The sequence below is a fragment of the Acetobacter fabarum genome, from assembly GCF_029069195.1.
Classification (GTDB): domain Bacteria; phylum Pseudomonadota; class Alphaproteobacteria; order Acetobacterales; family Acetobacteraceae; genus Acetobacter; species Acetobacter fabarum_A.
The window spans coordinates 54,938-75,273 of sequence record NZ_JARDYK010000009.1 but is presented as its reverse complement, the minus strand read 5'-3'; the positions used below and the strand labels follow the sequence as shown (position 1 = coordinate 75,273).

Sequence of the window (20,336 nt, the reverse complement as noted above, 5' to 3'; positions counted from 1 at the left end):
TGTCAGTCCGGCTGGGGTTCCCACGGGTTGAGCAGGGGGACACCGCATGGCAGGAAATCCGCGACGTTGCGGGTCACGACCGTCTTGCCATGAACCAGCGCGGTCGCGGCGATGAGGGCATCACGTTCCGAACGGGGATCGGGGACATGGAGCCGGGCGCAGCGCAGGGCTACGGATGTATCGACGGGAAAAATACGCCCTTCGAACGCAGGAAGGACATGCTGTTCCAGCCAGGTCCGCAGGATCGTGCCAGTGGCTCCGTCGCGGCGCTCCACGCGCAGGATGCCGTTTTCCAGTTCCATGACGGTGATGGCGGAGAGATACAGATCTTCTGCCTCCACGCTATCCGCCCATGCCGCGACATTCGGGTCGGCTTTCCCGGCACGGATTTTTCTCAGTTCTGAAACGACGTTCGTGTCCAGCAGGAACATCAGGAAAAATCGGCCGGGCGGAGTGTGATATTGGCGCGAGGCGGATCGAATGCGATGTCCGCAGCTTCCGGCATCGCCAGAGCGTCCGCGATCTTGCGCGGATGGTGTGTCAGACGGCGGTATTCCTCAATACTGAGCAGGACATGGGCCGTGCGTCCCCTGTCGGTGATGAACACCGGTCCCTCGGCCGCCGCCTTCTTGGCCCGGCTGGTGTCCTGGTTGAACTCGCGGCTTGAAAGTGTGGTGATGCTCATGTCCGGCCTCCAGACTGCAATGTAGGAACATTACTACATAATGAGAGGGAGTGCCAGAAAATCCATGTCTGGTCGGGGTTCGCATCATCGTTGGCCGCAGCACCCGTCCAGCCACAAGACCCGGTTATCATTCGACTCCCGCGACCTTCGCTCAATGTGATGACGGTCTGGGCCGCACCGGACAAGTATTTTTTCCCTGCCATGCGCCGGGATGCGACGACGCGGGAAAAGCCCTTGCGGAACGGAAAATGGCCGCCCGACCTGTTCCTGCGCAAGGAGGAATCGAAAATGCCGGGAACCAAAATTCAATGGGGACAGGTCGCGGTGGTCCTGTCCATTGTCGTCCTGTCCTGGTGGGCCGCGACCCAATGGACGGCCTGGGAACTGGGCTTCCAGCCTGAACTCGGTCGGCCCTGGTTCGTGCTGTTCCATCACTGGTCGGTCTACGCGCCGCCGCTGTTTTTCTGGTGGTGGTTCGAATTCGACGCCTATGCCCCGAACGTCTTTGCGCGCGGGGCGTGGATGGCCGGATCGGGTGGGGTGCTGGCTTTCGCCGCCGCCGTGACGCTGTCGGTCCATCGCGCCCGTGAAGCCAGGAAAATCGAAACCTACGGGTCGGCACGCTGGGCGGACCCGGACGAGATCGCGAAAGCCGGGCTGCTTGACCCGGATGGGGTGGTGCTTGGCCGGTATGGCAAGGCCTATCTGCGCCATGACGGACCGGAGCACGTCCTGACCTTTGCACCAACGCGCAGTGGCAAGGGTGTCGGTATGGTCATCCCGACGCTTCTGACCTGGCCTGGCTCAGCTATTGTCCACGACATTAAGGGCGAGAACTGGGAGTTGACGGCGGGATTTCGCGCCCGTTTCGGTCGCGTCGTGCTGTTTGACCCGACCAATGCGATCTCGTCCGCCTATAACCCGTTACTGGAAATCCGGCGTGGAGAGTGGGAAGTCCGCGATGCCCAGAATGTCGCCGATATCCTCGTGGACCCGGAAGGCAGTCTGGAGAAGCGCAATCACTGGGAGAAAACCTCACACTCCCTGCTTGTCGGCGCCATCCTGCATGTCCTCTATGCCGAGCCAGACAAAACCCTCGCCGGTGTCGCCAATTTCCTGTCGGACCCGAAGCGCCCGATCGCCACCACGCTGTCGGTCATGATGCGGACAAACCATCTGGGTGAGAAGTGGCCACATCCTGTTGTTGCATCGGCCGCGCGCGAGCTGCTGAACAAATCGCCCAATGAACGCTCGGGCGTGCTCTCCACTGCCATGTCCTTCCTTGGCCTGTACCGTGATCCGGTGGTGGCGGAAGTCACCCGGCGCTGCGAATGGCGCATTGCCGACATCGTTGGAGGGGACCGCCCAGTGACGCTTTACCTGACCGTGCCCCCCTCGGATATCAGCCGCACCAAGCCATTGATCAGGCTGGTGCTGAACCAGATTGGCCGTAGGCTGACGGAAGACTTGGAGGCTGCGGCACAGCGACGGCGCCTGCTACTGATGCTCGACGAATTTCCGGCCCTCGGGCGTCTGGATTTCTTTGAATCGGCGCTGGCTTTCATGGCGGGCTACCGGATCAAAAGCTTCCTGATCGCCCAGTCCCTCAACCAGATCGAACGGGCTTATGGGCCGAACAATTCGATCCTCGACAACTGCCATGTCCGGGTGAGCTTCGCCACCAACGATGAGCGGACGGCGAAACGTGTGTCTGACGCGCTTGGGACTGCCACCGAGATGAAGGCGATGAAGAACTACGCGGGGCACCGGCTTTCGCCCTGGCTGGGCCATCTGATGGTTTCGCGCTCGGAGACGGCACGCCCGCTGCTGACGGCGGGAGAAGTCATGCAGCTCCCGCCAGCGGACGAGATCGTCATGGTCTCCGGTCTCTATCCGATCCGCGCGAAGAAGGCCCGCTATTTCGAGGATGACCGCTTCCGCGAGCGCGTTCTTCCTCCGCCTGATCTTCCGCGCCCGAAAGATGGCCGTCCCGACGACTGGAGCACGCGACCGTTGCCGCCACGCCCACCGGCGCCGGATGCCGGGGCGGAGCCGACGGAGGACGAGGGGGATGAAGACCCGAAACAGTCTGCCCGCCGCCGTCAGCCAGAACTGGGTGAGGGAACGGTCGAGAAGAAGGAGCCGATGGAAAATGAATTCGCACCCGACCCGACTGACGAATTCGACGACATCGCGCCCCGTAACAACCGGATGAACGATCTCATGCGCGGTGTGGCCCGGCAGGCATCGCTCGACTGTGGCGACGAGCTGGAACTGTGAGGAAAGTATGGTGATGGCAAAAAAGAAAGCCCAGATCTCCGTCTATCTCGACCCTGATGTGATGAAGACCCTCTCCGCCTATGCCGCGCGACGTGCGCAGCCGATGTCCCTGATCGTGGAGGCTGCCGTCGCTTCCTTTCTGTCGCCCGACGGGGAGGAGCGCCGCGAGGCTGCAACATCGAAGCGCCTCGACCGGCAGGACCGGCGTCTTGCGCGGCTGGAGCGCGATATCGGCATCACGGTGGAGACCCTGGCGCTGTTCATCCGCTTCTGGCTCACCACGACCCCGCCCTTGCCTGAACCGGCTGCCAGGGCAGCACGGGCGCAGGCCGGGGCGCGTTACGATAATTTTGTCTCGGCCCTCGGTCGCAGGCTGGCCCAGGGACCGAGACTCCAGCAGGAAATTCCAGACGATGTTTCCGATCCTGCCTTACAGGATGAACCGGATTCGTAATTTCCGCACCCTGCAAGTATTTTTGCCCTACGTTTCCCCACCGCCCTACGACGCATGAATTCCTGTTGAACCGCGTGGTTTCCTGCCTTTCTTAATTGCCCCGTTGCTGTCCGCGCATCGTGTTCGGCTCATAGCGGGGAAAATCATGTCAGTTTCCAGCATCCATGAAAGGGCCACGGTACGCGGCATGTCCATGCTGCGCACGGCGATGGGACCGGCGATTGCCCGGCACCTCGCTGATCCTGCCATTGTCGAGGTGATGCTCAATCCCGATGGCAGGCTGTGGATCGACCGCCTGTCCGAGGGGCTGGGCGATACCGGCGACAGGGTTACGCCGGCCGATGCCGAGCGCATCGTACGCCTGGTCGCGCACCATGTCGGGGCGGAGGTGCATGAGGCAGCACCGCGCGTATCGGCGGAACTGCCAACCGGTGAGCGGTTCGAGGGATTGCTCCCGCCCGTCGTGACCGCCCCGAGTTTCGCCATCCGCAAGCCCGCCGTGGCCGTGTTCACCCTCGACGATTATGTCGCCGCCGGAATCATGACGGTGGGGCAGGCGGTATTTCTGCGCCGCGCGGTCGCGGAACGGAAAAACATCCTGGTCGCCGGCGGGACATCGACCGGCAAGACCACGCTGGTCAATGCCCTGCTGGCCGAGGTTGCGAAAACCGGTGATCGCGTCGTGCTGATCGAAGATACGCGGGAACTGCAATGCACAGCCCCCAATCTGATCGCCATGCGTACAAGGGATGGTGTCGTAACCCTGTCCGAACTGGTGCGGTCCGCCCTGCGCCTGCGGCCCGACCGTATCCCGATTGGTGAGGTGCGCGGCCCCGAGGCGCTGGACCTGCTGAAAGCATGGGGCACCGGCCATCCCGGCGGTATCGGTACACTACATGCCGGATCAGTGCTCGCGGCCCTGTATCGGCTGGAACAACTGATCCAGGAGGCGGTGGTCACAGTGCCACGCGCCATGATCGCGGAAACCATCGACGTCATCGCGGTCCTGTCCGGACGCGGCACGGCCCGCCACCTGTCCGAACTGGCTGAAATCGACGGCCTCGATCCCGTGACGGGTGCCTATCTCATCCGTCCGGTCAGCCTCTCGTCTCCCGAAACATCCCGCATTGCCAATGGAGAGTCATCATGATGCCGCCTTCACGTCTGCGCGCCATCGTGTGCGCTGTCGCACGTCCCGACCGGCATGCGCCGGATCTTCGCGTGTTCGGAACCTCCACGCTGCTGTCGCTTGTTTTCGCGTCGTCGGCATGGGCCTCAGGATCCAGCATGCCTTGGGAAACGCCCCTGAACGAGATCCTGGAATCCGTGCAGGGACCAGTGGCGAAAATCATCTCGGTGATCATCATCACGGTCACGGGTCTGACCCTGGCCTTCGGGGAAACATCCGGCGGGTTCCGCCGCCTGATCCAGATTGTCTTTGGTCTATCCATTGCTTTTGCCGCGTCCAGCTTCTTCCTGTCGTTCTTTTCGTTCTCCGGTGGGGCGCTGATCTGATGGCCGTGGGATATGACGATGATGCCGTGCCGGGCTTCCATGTCCCGGTGCATCGCTCGCTGACCGATCCCATCCTGCTCGGTGGTGCGCCCCGCGCCGTTGCCATCGCCAACGGCACGCTGGCGGCAGCGATCGCCCTTGGTCTGCGGCTGTGGCTGATCGGGGCCGCATTCTGGATCGTCGGCCATGGGCTCGCGGTCTGGGGTGCGAAACGCGATCCGGTCTTCATCGAGGTGGGACGACGGCATCTCCGTTATCCCGCCTGGCTTCGTGCGTAGAGGGAGGACAGGGCCATGATGTCCCTTGGCGAATATCGCAACCGAAACTCCCTGCTGTCTGATTTCCTGCCCTGGGCCGCGCTGGTCGAAAAGGGCGTCGTCCTGAACAAGGACGGCAGTTTTCAGCGCACCGCAAAAATACGTGGTCCCGATCTGGACAGCGCCACACCGGCCGAACTGGTCGGCGTGACCGGCCGTCTCAACAATGCCCTGCGGCGTCTTGGTTCCGGGTGGGCGGTGTTCGTGGAGGCGCAGCGCGTTCCCGCCACGCTCTATCCCGACAGCGATTTTCCCGATGCGGCCAGCCAGATGGTCGATCTTGAACGGCGTGAGCAGTTCGAGGATGGAGGGGCGCATTTCGAGAGCCGGTATTTCCTCACGGTGGTCTGGCTGCCACCGGCGGAATCATCAGGTCGCGCCGAGCGTTTTCTCTATGAAGGCAGGGAACGCGATGGTCCCGATCCGCATGGCATGCTCCATACGTTCGTGGACCGCACGGATCGGATGCTGGCCTTGCTGGATGGCTTCATGCCCGAGGCGGCATGGCTGGATGACGGTGAGATGCTGACTTATCTGCACAGTACCATCTCCACCCGGAACCAGCGGGTCCGGGTGCCGGAAATTCCGATGCATCTGGATGCCCTGCTGGTGGACCAGCCGCTTTCGGGTGGTCTGGAGCCAAAGCTGGGCGATGCCTTCCTGAAAACCCTGACCATTACGGGTTTCCCGTCGCGGACTTTCCCCGGAATCCTGGACGACCTGAACCGGCTGGCCATGCCCTATCGCTGGTCCACCCGCGCCATCCTGCTGGACAAGACCGACGCCACCAAGGTGCTGACGAAAATCAGGCGCCAGTGGTTCGCAAAGCGCAAGAGTATCGCAGCCATTGTCCGCGAAGTGATGACCAATGAGGCGTCAGTTCTCGTGGATAACGATGCCGCCAACAAGGCAGCCGATGCCGATCTGGCGTTGCAGTCGCTGGGCGCGGATGATGTCGGGCAGGCTTACATCACGGCCACGGTGACGGTGTGGGATGGCAGCGCCAGCATAGCGGCGGAAAAACTTCGCCTCGTGGAAAAGATCATTCAGGGCCGTGACTTCACCTGCATGGCGGAAAGCCTGAACGCGGTGGAGGCGTGGCTGGGATCTCTGCCGGGGCATGTCTACGCCAATGTGCGGCAGCCCCCGGTCTCGACCCTGAATCTGGCGCACATGATTCCGCTTTCCGCCGTGTGGGCAGGGCCGGAGATGGATGGGCATTTCAAGGCCGCACCGCTGTTTTATGGCAAAACGGCAGGGGCCACGCCGTTCCGGTTTTCCCTGCATGTCGGCGATGTGGGTCATACGCTAATCGCGGGACCGACCGGGGCAGGTAAATCCGTGCTGCTGGCGCTCATGGCGCTCCAGTTCCGTCGCTATGCGGGATCGCAGATTTTTGCCTTCGATTTTGGCGGGTCGATGCGCGCGGCAACGCTGGCGATGGGAGGCGATTGGCGCGATCTCGGGGGTGGACTGACAGATGCCGATCTGTCTGGAGAAGAGGGCAGCGGCGTATTACTTCAGCCGCTGGCGCGGATCGATGATCCGGATGAGCGCAAATGGGCCAGTGAATGGCTCGGTCAGATCCTTGTCGGCGAGGGGGTGGCGCTGACCCCGGAGGTGAAGTCTCACCTCTGGTCGGCTCTGAATTCGCTGGCATCGTCGCCTGCCCGTGAGCGGACCCTGTCCGGCCTGGTCGCGCTTCTCCAGTCCAACGCCCTGAAGCAGGCGTTGGCGCCCTACTGCCTCGGTGGTCCCTACGGCCGCCTCCTGGATGCGGATGCCGAGCGTATCGGGGATGCCGATGTGGTGGTGTTCGAAACCGAAGGTCTGATCGGCTCGGGCGCGGCCTCCTCCGTTCTGTCGTACCTGTTCCACCGCATCGAAGGCCGTCTGGACGGCCGGCCGACCCTGCTGGTCATCGATGAGGGCTGGCTGGTTCTCGATGACGGGGATTTCTCCGGCCAGTTGCGAGAGTGGCTGAAAACCCTGCGCAAAAAGAACGCCAGCGTCATCTTCGCCACCCAGTCCCTGTCGGATATTGCCAATTCCCGCATTGCTCCGGCGGTGGTGGAAAGCTGCCCGACACGGATATTCCTGCCTAACGAGCGGGCGATCGAGCCGCAGATCATGGCGCTCTATCGGGATTTTGGCCTGAACGACCGACAGATCGCCATCATCGCGCGGGCCGCGTCGAAGCGGGACTATTACTGCCAGACGCAACGCGGCAATCGCCTGTTCGAACTGGGGCTCGGGCCTGTCGCACTCGCCTTATGCGCAGCATCAGGGAAGGACGATCACAAGCTGATCGATGCAGTGCTGGCGGAACACGGCCGGGACGGTTTTCTCCTCGCGTGGTTTGACGCGCGGGGCGTGTCATGGGCGGCGGATCTGTTGCGCGACGATCGCGGGGCGGAGGACGTGCCATGACGGAAAGACATTGCCAGCTTCGGACCGATTTTTTTGCGCGTGTGAGAGAAAAACATTTCCATCGCACTGCTCTTGTCGCCTCTGTTACGCTGGCATTCGGTGCAACGTTCGACCTTTCACGACCGGCCCGTGCCCAATGGGCGGTCTATGATGGGGCGAACCACGTCCAGAACGTGCTGATCGCGGCCCGCACGCTTCAGCAGATCGACAACCAGATCACATCTCTTGCCAATCAGGCGCAGATGCTGGTCAACCAGGGCCGTAATCTGGCGAGCCTGCCACTGTCGACATTGTCGACGCTGCAATCAACGATTTCCCAGACAACAGCCTTGCTCGCGCAGGCACAGAACATCGCTTATTCGGTGACCTCGGTCGAGCAGCAATACCAGCAGGCGTACACCTCAATCTCGTCCGGCATGTCAGACAGTGCCCTGTTCAGCCAGGCACAGACACGGTGGCAGAATTCCGTGGGCGGGTTCGAAGATGCCCTGAAGCTTCAGGCTCGGGTGGTAGGAAACATCCCCAGCGACAGTTCGGCCATGACCCAGCTTGTCTCTTCCAGCCAGACCTCCACGGGCGCGTTGCAGGCGGCGCAGGCAGGAAACCAGCTTCTGGCGCTACAGTCCCGTCAGTTATCCGACATTCAGGCCGAACTTGCTGCCAATGGCCGCGCCACAGCCCTGCAACAGGCGCGCGATGCTGCGACGGAAGCGGAAAGTGAAGCCCAGTATCAGCATTTTTCACAGCATGACGCCTATGTGCCCGGCACGGTGTCCATTTTCGGCAGCAGCGGGAACTGACCGCCATGGCGATGGGCAATGTGGGCGTTATCGACACTTTCCTGAATACCTTCACCACCACCATCGACAGCGGCTTCGGTCTGGTGAAGGGGAATGTGATCTCACTAGCAGGAACACTGTCCGTGCTGGATATGGCGCTGGCTGGCCTGTTCTGGGCCTGGGCTGCTGATGAGGACATCATCCAGCGTCTGGTGAAGAAGACGCTCTATATCGGATTCTTTTCCTTTCTGATCAGCAATTTCTCCAGTCTGTCGAAGACCGTCTTTGACAGTTTTGCGGCCCTTGGCCTGAGAGCCGGTGGCGGCAATCTGGCACTCGGAGACTTCCTGCGGCCCGGCCGACTGGCATCCACGGGTTTCGATGCAGCCCAGCCGCTTCTGGATTCAGTCCATAATCTCCTTGGTCCTGTCGCCTTCTTTACGAACTTCATTCAGATCTTTGTGCTCTGTCTGTCGTGGCTGATCGTGCTCGCGGCGTTCTTCATTCTGGCCGTGCAGCTTTTTGTTGCCCTGATCGAATTCAAGCTGACCACGCTGGCGGGTTTCATCCTGATCCCCTTCGCCCTGTTCAGCCGCACCGCCTTTCTGGCGGAAAAGGTGCTGGGCAATGTCGTCTCGTCGGGTGTGAAGATCATGGTGCTGGCGGTCATTTCCGCTATCGCGTCGGTTCTGTTCGCCCAGTTCTCAACCTCCTACGGCAGCGACGTTCCCACGATCGGGCAGTCCGTCTCGGTGGTGCTGGCCTCCCTTGCAATTGTCGGCCTGTCCATTTTTGGCGGCAGCATCGCCAATGGGCTGATTTCCGGCGCACCGCAGCTTGGCGCGGGAGCGGCAGTCGGTACCGGCATGGCGGTTGGCGCCATGGGTGCTGCTGCGGCGGCCGGTGTCGGGGCTGTTGCTTCCGGTGGTGCCGCAGCCCTCGGCGCCACGGCTGCCGCCGCGCGGGGAGGGGCCGCGATTGCCGGGGCTGCTACCTCCGCCTATTCGGCCGGAGCCGCAGGCGCGTCTGGCGGCGCGGGCAGCATGGCCGCCGGGATCGGAGGCATGGGCCGGGCCGTCGGTGGAAATGTCGCGAATGCCGTCAAAGGGGCGGCTTCGCGTGCCGGTTCATCCCTCAAGGAAAGCTATGCCGCCGGTGGACGCTGGGCCGCGCGCGGGATGGGGGAGGGAGGCGAAGGCGGAGCCGGGGATAACGGACCGGCACCTTCTGGAGGCGGTGGTCCTGCCGGAGAAGGGGATGGCCCCACGGGTGGCGGCCCTACCGGTGAGGGTCCGTCTGGTGGAGATGGTGGCGGTTCCGGCGAACCGCCCCGCTGGGCTCAGAAGATGAAGCGCCGCAATGCCGCCGCTCATGCTGCTGAGGCCGCCCATGTTATCCGCTCCGCCGATGGCGGGGGCGGATCTTCCTCCATCGATCTGTCGGAAAAGGAATGAGGACGATGTTCCGTCGCTCCACCACCCGCTACGGGACCACGCCCGAGCCTGTCACGCCCTATCAGAAAGCCGCGCAAGTCTGGGACGAGCGCATCGGCTCCGCCCGTGTACAGGCCCGTAACTGGCGGCTGATGGCGTTCGGCTCTCTGCTTCTGTCCGCAGGCCTTGGCGTAGGGCTGGTCTGGCAGTCCGCGCGCGGTACCATCACGCCGTGGGTCGTGCAGGTCGATCGGCTGGGGCAGGCGCAGGTCGTGGCCCCCGCGATAGCGGGCTATATGCCCGCCGATCCGCAGATCGCTTGGTATCTGGCGCAGTTCGTTCATGACGTGCGCGCTCTGTCGTCGGACCCTGTGGTGGTGCGGCAGAACTGGCTACGCGCCTATGATTTCACCACCACGTCGGGCGCTCAGGCGCTTAACGATTATGCCCGCCTCAATGATCCGTTCTCGCGCATCGGGCATGAGCAGGTCGAGGTGGACATCGCCTCGGTGATCCGGGCGTCTCCCGGCAGCTTCCGTGTCGCCTGGAGCGAGCGCCATTACCGCGACGGCGCGTTCACCGGCACCGAACGCTGGACCGCCATCGTGTCGGTCGTTCTGCACACGCCACGCGATGCCGACCATCTCAGGAAAAATCCGCTCGGAATCTACGTCTCCGCCATCAACTGGTCGAAGGAGCTTGGTCAATGACGCGCTTCATTTTCGCAGCCCTTCCTGTGGCGCTGCTCTCGCTTGCCGGTTGCGCGGGCAGTTACCATCCGCCCGTCATCCGGTACGATGACGCCGCGCGCGCGACGAGAATTCCCGATCCACCGAAGCCCGTGCAGGTGGTGGAGGTGCCACAGCCACTTCCTCTGCCGGGCCAGTTCAAGCCACTGCCGTCACGACGCACGGCCCATCCGGTCCCCGAGGTTACTGATCCGACCACGCGCGTGACCCAGGCTAATCTGGCGGCGCGCATCCAGCCGACGCGGGCCGGTTTCATCAATGCGGTGCAGGTCTATCCCTATTCTCCGGGTGCCCTCTATCAGGTCTATACCTCGCCAGGCGAGATCACGGACATCATGCTCCAGCAGGGTGAAAAACTGGTGGGCACCGGCCCAGTTGCTGCTGGGGATACGGTGCGCTGGGTCATCGGTGACACCGAAAGCGGAGAAGGGGCGACCAAACGCATCCATATCCTGGTGAAGCCGACCCGGCCGGATCTGACCACTAATCTGATCATCAATACTGACCGACGGACTTATCTGGCGGAATTGAGGTCAACACCCCCCACATACATGGCGTCGGTCTCGTGGAACTATCCCGAGGACGATCTGATTGCCCTGCACCGGCAGGACGACGCGGCCGATGACTCTGCCCCAGTGGACGCGGGGCTGAATCTCGATACCCTGAATTTCCGCTATGCCATCCAGCCGGTGAAAGGCGGCACGCCGCCCTGGTTACCCGGCCGGGCCTTTGATGACGGTCACAAGGTCTATATCGCTTTTCCATCCGGGATCGGGCAGGGGGAACTGCCGCCGCTCTTCGTGCTGGGGGCGGATGGCGGCCCGGAACTGGTCAATTACCGGGTGCGGCAGAACTGGATGATCGTGGATCGGCTGTTCGCCGCCGCTGAACTGCGGCTGGGCGATAAGCATTCCGAGCAGCGGGTGCGCATTGTCCGCATTGACGGCAGGAAGTCATGACCGGGCAGGCTCACACAGTGGGAGAAAATTCTGCGGCTCCGGCCACAGGGGGAAATTCCGCAGCATCACCGCCGCCACCTGATCTGCGTCTGCGGACGGAACGACCGCGTGTCGTGCGGCTTTCCCGCACCGTGGTCTGGTCGCTGGGCGGGGTTGGCATGATCGCGGTGGCCTTCGCGCTGGGCTATGCCCTTCAGGCAAGCCATCGGGTGTCATCCACGCCTGCCGCGCAGGACGCGGATGTGCGTCCCTCTGCCGACGGGCTGGCGGGACTGCCGTCCGACTATGTCGGCAAGGATGTGCCGAAGCTGGGACCAGCGCTGCCCGGTGATCTGGGGCATACCATCCTCCACGCACAGGAGCAGGGAAAGGCAGCCTCGGGTGGCGACGACCGCCGTGCCGCGCAGGAGGTCGAGGCCGCAATCGCCAGCAAATTGTTCGTGCAGACGGGAGAACGCGACCGGGGTACCGACCAGGCAACTCCGCCCACATCGGGTGCATCTGCGTCCCAGGCAAATCCATCTTCTTCGACCGACGCCCAATCAGGCAACCGTGCCTTTCTGGCAGGCCAGCCTGACCGCGCGACGACCAGCCCGGATCGCATCATGCCGTCAGCTTCGCCTTATATCCTTCAGGCGGGCACTGTCATCGCGGGGGCGCTGAACACGAAAATCAGCTCTGACCTTCCGGGTCAGATTACTGGCCATGTCACGCAGAACGTCTATGACAGCCCGACCGGTCGTTTCCTGCTGATCCCGCAGGGAAGCCTGCTGTTCGGGGCCTATAACAGCGGCATTTCTTTCGGGCAGCAGCGTACCCAGATCATCTGGACCCGGCTGATTTACCCGAACGGCGAGAGCCTGGTGCTGGAAAAACTGCCCGGTGGCGACGCCATCGGCCAGTCCGGCCTGTCCGATGAAGTGAACAACCACTGGGGCCAGCTTTTCAGGGCTGCCATCGTGACCACGCTCCTGAGCGTCGGATCAGAGGCCGGAACCAGTCAGAGCGAGAACAATCTGGCGCAGGCCATCCGTTCTGGGGCCAGCAATGGGTTTTCCATGGTTGGTAACCGGTTGGTTGATCGCAGCCTCAACATCCAGCCGACCCTAACCGACCGGCCGGGGCTGCCTTTCACCTTGATCCTTAACCGCGACCTTGTCCTGCAACCTCGCCACGCAAAGGAAACAGCACCATGACAACGCTGCGCATCACTGAAATTCCGGATGAAAAGCCGGTCCGCATGCCCGTGGACTTACCGGCGGACCTCCATCGTGATCTGGTGACTTACGCAGCACTGGTCAGCCAGAATGGTCAGCCCGTCGATCCAACCCGTCTCGTGCCGCACATGATCCGTGGATTCATTGCATCTGATCGAGCTTTCGCGAAGCTTAAGCGTGCGCGAGCTAAGCAGATAGTAAGCAGAGAAACTTAGTCTATTCGAGATTCTGCTTTCCCAAGAAAACAAGTATTTTATGTGCGACGGTCGACAAATTTCTATCGCGCCATCCAATGCCGTAATCAAGATGTGAAAAACCGTCGCCGTCGCGCACTTCTAGCACAGTTACCTGCTCAAGGATCGTACCTGGAAAAAATGCGAGCCAGCCAGCCGGCATGAGCGTAATACCATGTCCGTTAATGACGAGAGCGATCGTCCGCAGACTTATGATTTCTTCCCTACACACTGTTGGTAGAAAGCCAGCAATGCTTGCTTTGCGTTTTAACAGTGTAGACATGTCCTCTCCTGTATCATCGTTACCGAAGACAAAAGTTTCTTCCCGTAAATCGCTCCAACATGTCGTGACAGACGAAGCAAGAGGATGGTTTGTCGGTGTCACAGCGACAATTCGATCGCTCCACAGTGGTAAGGTAGCTGCGCAAGATTCGTTCAGCGGAAGGGCTATAATTACTAAATCAACGATACCGTCGAAAAGAGCCGAAATTACATCTCTCTTGGATACGTCACGATATATAAACGAAATACCGGGATAAAGAATTCTATACGGTTCGATGAAGGCCGACACCCGTCCTGGCGGTACATTACTTTGTATTCCTATTGATACGATACCGCTTTCACCCAAGGCGCATCTCCGAGTATATTCATAAAGAGCATTTGTGTCGTGCAACAGAGCCTCAGCTTGTCGGAGGAATGCTTCGCCGACTGGCGTAGGCGTTGTGCCAGATGATGTCCTGCGGAAAAGCTGAATTCCGACGCGCTCCTCAAGTAGCCGAAGTGAACGACTGACTGCGGACTGTTTGGAATTTAGAGCGCGTGCCGCGCCATGGATGCTTCCTTGAAGAGCAATTGCGCATACGCATTGCAGTTCCCGTAGATCAAGAGGAGGGTGTCTTACCATTCCATTTCTTTCCTCTCATACAAATTAAAATTCGACAGTTTGTAGTGTGAGTGTTGTAACGCACAATAATATAATTTATGTATACATGAAAAATATAATGTAATATTTATATATGTCTTATATACCACAATTAATACCTAGATATATTTATTCGCATCTATAGATATGCGCGCATGACTCTAGTTTGTAGGCAGAGATAAGATTGTCGGGTCCATTCTCCCAGCAACGGCAACAATTGCAATAACAGCAATAGAAAGTGCAATTTCGGCTATTGTTCCGCGTTGAAGATATTTAAGGCTAACCGTAATGTTTCTTTTCTGGCGTAGATTTTTCACGTATACATAGCGGTTGACGCAGGCGATACAGACCATACCGCTCGTTAATCCCAGCTTGAGAATGAGTAGTGTAGAATAGACAGTGACATGCTTCGGCCATCCCCCCAGGATATTCAGGCCGAGTCCAGAGCCGGTAAGCAGGACCAGAAGCACCGCGATATGCCCCGCAGCCGAGTACCGTGCTAACGCCACTTGCATGGAGCAATCCCACTTCTTTTTTCGTGTATCACTGACAAGCATGGCAACGGGGATGAGGCCCCCGCACCAGAAACTACCTGCAAGCAAATGCACGGCCTGGAAGAACATCGCGCCCACACCGATCATGCGCACGTGACCTGTCAAGGCTGTCGCCGTCAGAAGCACGCATGCGGGTATGACCGACAGGACCGCGCCGCATTTACGCCAAGTTAGAAGTAGAAGACAGACGCCAGCTACGGCCTGAATGATCCATGCCTGTCCAATGGTGGTGTCAACAAGCACGGCTTTGCTTAAAGTCGGCGAGAAGGCATCCTGCCATCCATCTCCGACCTCGGAGACTTCGGCTGGCAGTGTTGCAACGACGATTACCGTCGTAAAAACGCTCCCCCATGCCCAAAACTTTCCCAGGCGGGCAGAGAGTGCGTTTCCGAGTTTGCGCGGAGCCAGCCACCCTGCAAAAAGCAGGCTACCTGTAAGAAAGAGCGCCAGGCTGTCTCGTGCGGCGCGACATAGGATCAGGAAAGCATCCGGTGTCATCGGTTAGTAACTGTGAACCCGTAGACGCCATGAGTCTTGTGTCCATCGACGGCAAGGGCGTGCCAGGTTACGGAATATCGTCCAGGCACGAGGTCAATTTTGAGCGGGATCGTCAGAGTCTTGCCGTCATCCGACAGGGAAACGTTTCCTGTTTCTATAACATTACCCTTGGGGCCAGTGACAACGACGCCGGTGAGCTTGACAACTACTGCTTCAGTAAAGCCTAGCGTCAGGCTCTGCGGCGCCGTTCCCGTGCTATCCGCAGCGGGTATTTCGGCGTTCAGGTGGGCATGTGCATAGGCAGGGTCCGCCATCTGCAGAACGAAGTTCCCTGCGAGACACATAGAGGCAACGATTTTACGGATAGAAGTCATGTTTACTTTCCTTGCTTGGTGTGAATTACAGCAGAAAGACAAATATTTTCAGAGAAAAAAGTCTCTTATTGACCAACGAAAAGGATACCTTCGACGCAGCTATGCTGTTGAAAACAGAATAGTATTGAAAGCTTTCGTCATGCGTTGCTCAAGCTCATCAATGTCTTTTTTAGAAATAATGAGAGGTGGTGCTAAAATTATGCTATCGTGTGAGATTCTTATCAGGACGCCGTGTTCCATACATGCTTTCACAACTGACCGTTTGATGTCTCTCTTCTCATCATTTCGGAAATCAAGCTCCCTGTAGCTACGGAATCCGACTTCAATCGCGCTTAATAATCCGATTGTCCGTGTGGATCGGACCAGTTCGTGTGCCGCAAGTTTCGAAATCATCTTTATCCAATGTTCTGAAATATCCCGCACATGATCTACTATTCTTTCATCCTCATAGATTTTTAGCGTTTCAAGGGCGACGGCAGCGGCAACAGGATGTGCGTGATATGTGCCGCCATGATGAAACCCATGGTGCATAATCGAGCAGTCCACCAATGCGGAGTGAAAATCATCATTCATGACGACCGCCGAAATCGGTTGATAGGCCGCTGAAAGCCCCTTCGATGCGACGAGGCAGTCGGGCGTCTGGTTGACGGTCTGGCTTCCCCACATCTTTCCGGTTCGACCGAAGCCCGTCACGATTTCATCGAAATAAAGAGGAATATCGCGCATCGACAAGACGTTGCGTATTGCTTCAAAATATCCTTCCGGCGCTGGGTACATGCCGCCAGCAATCGAGACTGGCTCGCAGAGGAAGGCCGCGATATTTTCGGCACCCGTGTGATCTATCAGTTCTGCCAGTTCCAGCGCCAGGCGATGTGCATAATCTTCTTCTGTTTCTCCAGCCAACGCGTCACGTGGCCAGCGGGGTTGCGCAGCATACAGAATATCGTCACCCGTCAGATCGAATGAATTGATAATGCTTTCGATCCCGCCAAGTCTCGTGGCAAATATCGTCGATCCATGGTAGCTCCCCCGACGCGTGATTATTTTATGCCGTTTTGGATTTCGTTGTTTATTGATATACCAAGTCGTTTTAATGAGAGTTTCGATAGCTTCCGATCCGGTTGTGGCGAAAAGAACGTGAGCGTCCGGTATCGGCGCTGCCGCGCTGAGCGCGTCCGCAAGCGCGTGGACGACAGGGACCGTCCGGTTTAGCGCGGTGGGATAGACTGGCAGCTCTCGCATCTGGCGTGTGGCGGCTTCGATCAGGCGTTCATTATGAAAGCCGAGCGTAGCGCAAAACAGTGCCGACACCGCGTCGATATAGTCTTTACCCGAAGAATCGAAGACGAAGACACCAGATCCAGATACCATATCGACGCCTGATGACATGGCGGAGTTGCTAAGATGCGATAAGCCGTACACCAGTCGCGAAGTCATCATTGTGCGCCTTTACCAGAGGGAGAGGCTGAGGGCAGAGCCAAAGGGCAGGTCTTTCCCGGATCTGAGAACGCCGGGTTGGTGAGGAAGCTCTGATCCGTCAGGGAGTTCAGGAAGGCGATCACGTCCGCGATCTCCGCCTCGCTGATATCGAACGGCTCTATGAACTGGTCGCGCAACGGGTTCTCTCCGTGTGGCCCTGTCGCCGACCGACCTCCCTTCGAGTAATGTGCTGCCAGCACGTCGTGCAGCGTGGCGATGGAGCCATCATGCATATAGGGACCCGTCAGAGCGACGTTGCGCAGGCTTTCCGTGCGGAATTTCCCCTCGTCCTCGGCATTGCCTGTCACTGTCCGCAGCCCGTGATCACTGGCAGGATAGGCCCCCTTGCCGTCCTCGTTATACAAGCCGGTATTGTGAAAGCCTGTTTCTGGAAAGAGCATGTTAGCCGCGCGGATATTGTCGGTCAGATTCAGGCCATTATGGCAATGCGAACATTCGAGCTTCTCGCCGAAGAAGAGCGCCTCGCCTCGTTGCGCGGCCGGGGACAGCGCCGTCTTGTCGCCATGCAGCGAGTGGTCGTAGGGACTGTCGAAGGACAGCAGCGTGCGCTCGAAGGATGCAATCGCCTTCGTGACCGTGGAGAGTGTGATCGCGCCCTTCGCCTCGGGGAAGGCGACACGGAACAGGCGCGCATAGCAGGGATCATCCGAGAGCCGGGCGAACAGCGCCTTTTCCTGGCCGCCCATGCCCAGCTCGACCGGTTGGTCGCTGAACATCGGGATCAGCATCTGCTTTTCCAGAGTGGTGAGCTGTGGATTGGCCCAGGTGTAGCTCGGCAGATAGGCTACGTTCGCCAGTGGCATCGGCGTGCGTAGTCCCGGCTCGCCATGCGCGCCTACATGCGTCGGGACACCAGAGGCAAAGCCCAGTTTCTGGAGATGGCACGACGCGCAGGCGAGCGTCCCATTCTCCGATAGCCGTTTGTCATAAAACAGCCGCCGCCCCAGTGCGACCTTCTCTGCCCTCATCGGATTGTCGGACGGGACGACTGGCGCAGGCGCCCAGGAGGGGATGTCCCAATGCCACGTCGTGGGCCGGGTTGCGGCTGATAGAAGCAGCGCCCCCCCACCCAGAAGGGCCATCTGGAGAACTTTGCGAAATAACGTGCGCATCTTATCGACCCCGAAATACCGACTGAGCCGGCGGAGAGGTCTCTGATCCGAATGGCAGGCCGAACTCACGGAACACACCTGCGCAATCCTTGTCGTCCGGTCCAGACATGCAACCTGGCGCACTATTAATCTGGTTGGTGCTGACATTACTCAGAGCGAGCAGTCGACTTATGTCGAGCTTCACGGTCTGATGCGCCGGATCGAACTCCGGCAGCGTGACCGTGACGAGGTTCGGGGCCGTGCACGCGCCCTTCGGCGCCTCGACCGCGCTGGCGGACTCACAGCCGGTGCTCCCGATATGGACAGGGAAGCCGTGCGGTCGCGCTTTGTCGCCAGGCTTCGGAATCATCGTGATGTCGAGCGTGAAAAAACGATATCCTGACTGCCAGGTCCAGAACATGCTCGTCATGTTCAGTGGTGGCTGTGCAATCGTAGGATCGCCGTGATTGGCGGCCATAGGCAGCCCAACGGTGAAGCGCAGGCCGGTGAAATGGCCTTGCGGCCAAACAAAACTGATAGCCGAGTTCGGCGACGGAGTCGTATCGCTGCATGGAATATTGCGATCGATCAGGTCGATCAGCGCTATCCCGTCACGCTGCCAGAGGCCGGACGGCCCTGGCTTGACCAGCACCGCACGGCCGTCCTTCGTGAGCAGCGCCACATCGTGGATGTAGAAGCGTAGATCGTTGATGCGGACCGTATTGTCGCTTGTCCCCACCGGGCTTATGGTTCTAGCACAACTTACCGGCTGGTTTCCGAATGCCGCCTGGAAAGTAAGGCGCCCGAGCTTTGGTGCTGCGTGGGCTTCGTTTGAAGAAAAGGCCGGGAAAATAAATAGACCCATCCCAATGAATAACAAAAAAAAATTTATTCTATACACTGACGGCGCATAGGTCAAATTGCTCACAGTATGCGGCTCCATCCAGGGAATACAGAAATTTTGTTATCAAAAATAAGGAAATACGACGGAATATCATCTTCCGGGCTTAAATCCGCACCAATTTCAATTTCTTGAATTTCTCGTTGCAGATCTACCGCACGGTACTTCCAGCCGACAGTCCAGTTTTGTTTGATACCGCGGTAAATGGCGATGCCTAGTGCTTCTGTGCGATCAGATATGGCCCACCGAGCAGCTGCAGCTCCCGCCAATTCCGATAGAATGATTTCGGAATTAGAACTATTCAGCATCTCATTTTCTTGCAACCAAATGATAACCCAGAGGTGTAATGGCCAACCAAAACAAATTTTTCGCTCAGAACCCCACCTCATAAAGGGCCGAAAAATATTGAATCCGTCTTGATCACCAGAAAAATCCAGTAGGGATGGACATGGATCATAAAGAGCATGCCAATAACCGCGCCACGCAATATCTAATCGCACCAACGCGCGCCTGTTGTCAGAAAACAAAGAAAACTGATCTGGGCGCGACATAAAGTCTATGACATCGATATCACGCAAATATTTTCTATGATTGTTCATTGTATACACTCTGGTTTTTCGATTTCAAGCGAAGGCTGTTTAAATCTTCCACTATAAGGTCGTAATCAAAATTTCCGTCTCGTTCGTAAGTAATTGTAGTATTTTCACGAAAAAACAGATCAGCATAACGATCTATGAAGATCTCCGTTTCTGATGAAATCTGCTCCGAATGTGAATCAATTAAAATATTATTATCGCTTGGTGCTGGAGTGTATCCTGCAACATGATAGTGTAGCGTTTTCGATATTACATTCTTCCAGTCGTCTATGTCTGCGCCCGTATTCCTAGAGGCACAAACAGCATTGGATATATCAAACAACACATTACATTCAGTTTTCTTTGATATATGCTCGAAGAAAGTTGGAGCTTCATAAGAACCGTCGAGCAGTGAAGGATAATTCTCTAAATATAGAGTATGACCAAGCATATCCTGCCACCGCCGAATTTTATCAAAATATATTGACCCTATTGCATAATTTATTTCGGCGAGTTGATAAAAATTAGTTCCGTTATGCTCGAAAAGTGCGATATGATCGGAAATATAAAGTGGCTGAAACGCCTCAGACATTTGCGTTATTCTGCTTGATATATACTTTAATTCTTCCTCACCTCGCTCCAAAAAACGGGATTGCATAATATGGAATGCGACAGGGCAAGGAAATTTCTTTGCAATTTCTGTTGGATTGAGATGTAAAAAATTGTCGATCAGGAGTTCGACGTAATCTATATGTCCCTCGTCAATAAGGGACATAATAGATGAGTAAGATTGGCCGCCAGTGAAATTTATGCCAATAGAACCGTTACACATCGTATACCTCCTAGGGCGAGACTGGCGCGGAAAGGCGC

At 58.4% G+C, this 20,336-nt stretch carries 22 protein-coding genes and 1 pseudogene; 12 read left to right on the top strand and 11 right to left on the bottom strand.

The features are described 5' to 3' along the window. Positions 1-2: 2 nt before the first annotated feature. Positions 3-431, bottom strand: a complete 429-nt coding sequence (locus PY793_RS10925) for a type II toxin-antitoxin system VapC family toxin (protein ID WP_007397912.1) — start codon at positions 429-431, stop codon at positions 3-5. Then, a complete protein-coding gene (locus PY793_RS10920) occupies positions 431-685 on the bottom strand; it encodes a type II toxin-antitoxin system Phd/YefM family antitoxin (RefSeq protein ID WP_010517990.1) in 255 nt (84 codons plus the stop codon). Before PY793_RS10920 ends, PY793_RS10925 begins: the two co-directional genes overlap by 1 nt. A 288-nt stretch (positions 686-973) precedes the next feature. On the opposite strand from PY793_RS10920, the gene PY793_RS10915 reads away from it, so the two are divergent. From PY793_RS10915 to PY793_RS10860, 12 genes are all read left to right on the top strand, one after another. Continuing rightward, positions 974-2,965, top strand: coding sequence for a conjugal transfer protein TraG (locus PY793_RS10915; protein WP_010517992.1), 1,992 nt, complete (start codon positions 974-976; stop codon positions 2,963-2,965). A 7-nt stretch (positions 2,966-2,972) separates the two neighbouring features. Continuing rightward, positions 2,973-3,419, top strand: coding sequence for a hypothetical protein (locus PY793_RS10910; RefSeq protein WP_010517994.1), 447 nt, complete (start codon positions 2,973-2,975; stop codon positions 3,417-3,419). Positions 3,420-3,612: 193 nt separating this feature from the next. After that, positions 3,613-4,569, top strand: a complete 957-nt coding sequence (gene trbB / locus PY793_RS10905; protein WP_408744703.1) for a P-type conjugative transfer ATPase TrbB — start codon at positions 3,613-3,615, stop codon at positions 4,567-4,569. Beyond that, positions 4,566-4,934: a TrbC/VirB2 family type IV secretion system protein gene (locus PY793_RS10900; protein ID WP_275178070.1), complete on the top strand. Its 369-nt coding sequence runs from the start codon at positions 4,566-4,568 to the stop codon at positions 4,932-4,934. The genes trbB and PY793_RS10900 overlap by 4 nt, the downstream gene beginning before the upstream one ends. Continuing rightward, positions 4,934-5,212 (top strand): VirB3 family type IV secretion system protein, encoded by a 279-nt coding sequence (locus tag PY793_RS10895; protein WP_007397919.1) that lies wholly within the window; start codon positions 4,934-4,936, stop codon positions 5,210-5,212. Before PY793_RS10900 ends, PY793_RS10895 begins: the two co-directional genes overlap by 1 nt. A gap of 15 nt (positions 5,213-5,227) precedes the next feature. Beyond that, complete coding sequence (trbE, locus tag PY793_RS10890; protein WP_275178069.1) at positions 5,228-7,681, top strand: conjugal transfer protein TrbE; 2,454 nt, start codon at positions 5,228-5,230, stop codon at positions 7,679-7,681. Further along, positions 7,678-8,481 carry a P-type conjugative transfer protein TrbJ gene (trbJ, locus tag PY793_RS10885; RefSeq protein ID WP_034933520.1) on the top strand — a complete coding sequence of 268 codons (804 nt, stop codon included), beginning with the start codon at positions 7,678-7,680 and terminating at the stop codon, positions 8,479-8,481. Before trbE ends, trbJ begins: the two co-directional genes overlap by 4 nt. Before the next feature lie 5 nt (positions 8,482-8,486). Further along, positions 8,487-9,914, top strand: a complete 1,428-nt coding sequence (gene trbL / locus PY793_RS10880; RefSeq protein ID WP_034933517.1) for a P-type conjugative transfer protein TrbL — start codon at positions 8,487-8,489, stop codon at positions 9,912-9,914. Between the two features lie 5 nt (positions 9,915-9,919). Continuing rightward, on the top strand, positions 9,920-10,603 hold the full coding sequence (trbF, locus tag PY793_RS10875; RefSeq protein WP_007397923.1) for a conjugal transfer protein TrbF: 684 nt from the start codon (positions 9,920-9,922) through the stop codon (positions 10,601-10,603). Continuing rightward, entirely contained in the window at positions 10,600-11,601 is a 1,002-nt protein-coding gene (trbG, locus tag PY793_RS10870; RefSeq protein ID WP_007397924.1) for a P-type conjugative transfer protein TrbG, read from the top strand. Before trbF ends, trbG begins: the two co-directional genes overlap by 4 nt. Next, complete coding sequence (locus tag PY793_RS10865; protein ID WP_029329795.1) at positions 11,598-12,797, top strand: TraB/TrbI/VirB10 family type IV secretion system protein; 1,200 nt, start codon at positions 11,598-11,600, stop codon at positions 12,795-12,797. The genes trbG and PY793_RS10865 overlap by 4 nt, the downstream gene beginning before the upstream one ends. Continuing rightward, positions 12,794-13,033: a DUF2274 domain-containing protein gene (locus tag PY793_RS10860; protein WP_007397926.1), complete on the top strand. Its 240-nt coding sequence runs from the start codon at positions 12,794-12,796 to the stop codon at positions 13,031-13,033. Before PY793_RS10865 ends, PY793_RS10860 begins: the two co-directional genes overlap by 4 nt. Before the next feature lies 1 nt (position 13,034). On the opposite strand, the gene PY793_RS10855 is transcribed toward PY793_RS10860, so the two are convergent. The 9 genes and pseudogenes from PY793_RS10855 to mbnB form a co-directional block, all read right to left on the bottom strand. Continuing rightward, on the bottom strand, positions 13,035-13,679 hold the full coding sequence (locus tag PY793_RS10855) for a LysR family substrate-binding domain-containing protein (protein ID WP_228120804.1): 645 nt from the start codon (positions 13,677-13,679) through the stop codon (positions 13,035-13,037). Positions 13,680-13,763: 84 nt separating this feature from the next. After that, positions 13,764-13,955: pseudogene (locus PY793_RS14210) on the bottom strand (LysR family transcriptional regulator); the annotation flags it as partial. 179 nt (positions 13,956-14,134) lie between these two features. Beyond that, entirely contained in the window at positions 14,135-15,025 is an 891-nt protein-coding gene (locus PY793_RS10850; protein ID WP_034931184.1) for a CopD family protein, read from the bottom strand. Continuing rightward, positions 15,022-15,399 (bottom strand): copper homeostasis periplasmic binding protein CopC, encoded by a 378-nt coding sequence (copC, locus tag PY793_RS10845; protein ID WP_010517558.1) that lies wholly within the window; start codon positions 15,397-15,399, stop codon positions 15,022-15,024. The genes PY793_RS10850 and copC overlap by 4 nt, the downstream gene beginning before the upstream one ends. Before the next feature lie 99 nt (positions 15,400-15,498). Continuing rightward, positions 15,499-16,788, bottom strand: a complete 1,290-nt coding sequence (locus PY793_RS10840; RefSeq protein ID WP_157132979.1) for an aminotransferase class III-fold pyridoxal phosphate-dependent enzyme — start codon at positions 16,786-16,788, stop codon at positions 15,499-15,501. Between the two features lie 47 nt (positions 16,789-16,835). Continuing rightward, positions 16,836-18,011 carry a methanobactin export MATE transporter MbnM gene (locus PY793_RS10835; protein WP_275178068.1) on the bottom strand — a complete coding sequence of 392 codons (1,176 nt, stop codon included), beginning with the start codon at positions 18,009-18,011 and terminating at the stop codon, positions 16,836-16,838. 1 nt (position 18,012) lies between these two features. Next, on the bottom strand, positions 18,013-18,918 hold the full coding sequence (locus tag PY793_RS10830; protein ID WP_157132976.1) for an MbnP family copper-binding protein: 906 nt from the start codon (positions 18,916-18,918) through the stop codon (positions 18,013-18,015). Then, positions 18,915-19,490, bottom strand: coding sequence for a methanobactin biosynthesis protein MbnC (gene mbnC, locus PY793_RS10825; RefSeq protein WP_275178067.1), 576 nt, complete (start codon positions 19,488-19,490; stop codon positions 18,915-18,917). The genes PY793_RS10830 and mbnC overlap by 4 nt, the downstream gene beginning before the upstream one ends. Beyond that, positions 19,477-20,298 (bottom strand): methanobactin biosynthesis protein MbnB, encoded by an 822-nt coding sequence (gene mbnB, locus PY793_RS10820; RefSeq protein WP_010517450.1) that lies wholly within the window; start codon positions 20,296-20,298, stop codon positions 19,477-19,479. The genes mbnC and mbnB overlap by 14 nt, the downstream gene beginning before the upstream one ends. Positions 20,299-20,336: the final 38 nt, after the last annotated feature.

Excerpts from the sequence above, each read along its gene's own strand:
- PY793_RS10840 (WP_157132979.1), bottom strand. The coding sequence starts at position 16,788 with ATGTCATCAGGCGTCGATATGGTATCTGGATCTGGTGTCTTCGTCTTC.
- PY793_RS10835 (WP_275178068.1), bottom strand. The coding sequence starts at position 18,011 with ATGCGCACGTTATTTCGCAAAGTTCTCCAGATGGCCCTTCTGGGTGGG.
- PY793_RS10910 (WP_010517994.1), top strand. The coding sequence starts at position 2,973 with ATGGTGATGGCAAAAAAGAAAGCCCAGATCTCCGTCTATCTCGACCCT.
- trbB (WP_408744703.1), top strand. The coding sequence starts at position 3,613 with ATGCTGCGCACGGCGATGGGACCGGCGATTGCCCGGCACCTCGCTGAT.
- mbnC (WP_275178067.1), bottom strand. The coding sequence starts at position 19,490 with ATGAACAATCATAGAAAATATTTGCGTGATATCGATGTCATAGACTTT.
- trbE (WP_275178069.1), top strand. The coding sequence starts at position 5,228 with ATGATGTCCCTTGGCGAATATCGCAACCGAAACTCCCTGCTGTCTGAT.
- PY793_RS10860 (WP_007397926.1), top strand. The coding sequence starts at position 12,794 with ATGACAACGCTGCGCATCACTGAAATTCCGGATGAAAAGCCGGTCCGC.
- trbL (WP_034933517.1), top strand. The coding sequence starts at position 8,487 with ATGGCGATGGGCAATGTGGGCGTTATCGACACTTTCCTGAATACCTTC.
- trbF (WP_007397923.1), top strand. The coding sequence starts at position 9,920 with ATGTTCCGTCGCTCCACCACCCGCTACGGGACCACGCCCGAGCCTGTC.
- PY793_RS10895 (WP_007397919.1), top strand. The coding sequence starts at position 4,934 with ATGGCCGTGGGATATGACGATGATGCCGTGCCGGGCTTCCATGTCCCG.
- PY793_RS10900 (WP_275178070.1), top strand. The coding sequence starts at position 4,566 with ATGATGCCGCCTTCACGTCTGCGCGCCATCGTGTGCGCTGTCGCACGT.
- PY793_RS10915 (WP_010517992.1), top strand. The coding sequence starts at position 974 with ATGCCGGGAACCAAAATTCAATGGGGACAGGTCGCGGTGGTCCTGTCC.
- PY793_RS10865 (WP_029329795.1), top strand. The coding sequence starts at position 11,598 with ATGACCGGGCAGGCTCACACAGTGGGAGAAAATTCTGCGGCTCCGGCC.
- copC (WP_010517558.1), bottom strand. The coding sequence starts at position 15,399 with ATGACTTCTATCCGTAAAATCGTTGCCTCTATGTGTCTCGCAGGGAAC.
- PY793_RS10925 (WP_007397912.1), bottom strand. The coding sequence starts at position 431 with ATGTTCCTGCTGGACACGAACGTCGTTTCAGAACTGAGAAAAATCCGT.
- PY793_RS10850 (WP_034931184.1), bottom strand. The coding sequence starts at position 15,025 with ATGACACCGGATGCTTTCCTGATCCTATGTCGCGCCGCACGAGACAGC.
- PY793_RS10920 (WP_010517990.1), bottom strand. The coding sequence starts at position 685 with ATGAGCATCACCACACTTTCAAGCCGCGAGTTCAACCAGGACACCAGC.
- trbJ (WP_034933520.1), top strand. The coding sequence starts at position 7,678 with ATGACGGAAAGACATTGCCAGCTTCGGACCGATTTTTTTGCGCGTGTG.
- trbG (WP_007397924.1), top strand. The coding sequence starts at position 10,600 with ATGACGCGCTTCATTTTCGCAGCCCTTCCTGTGGCGCTGCTCTCGCTT.
- mbnB (WP_010517450.1), bottom strand. The coding sequence starts at position 20,298 with ATGTGTAACGGTTCTATTGGCATAAATTTCACTGGCGGCCAATCTTAC.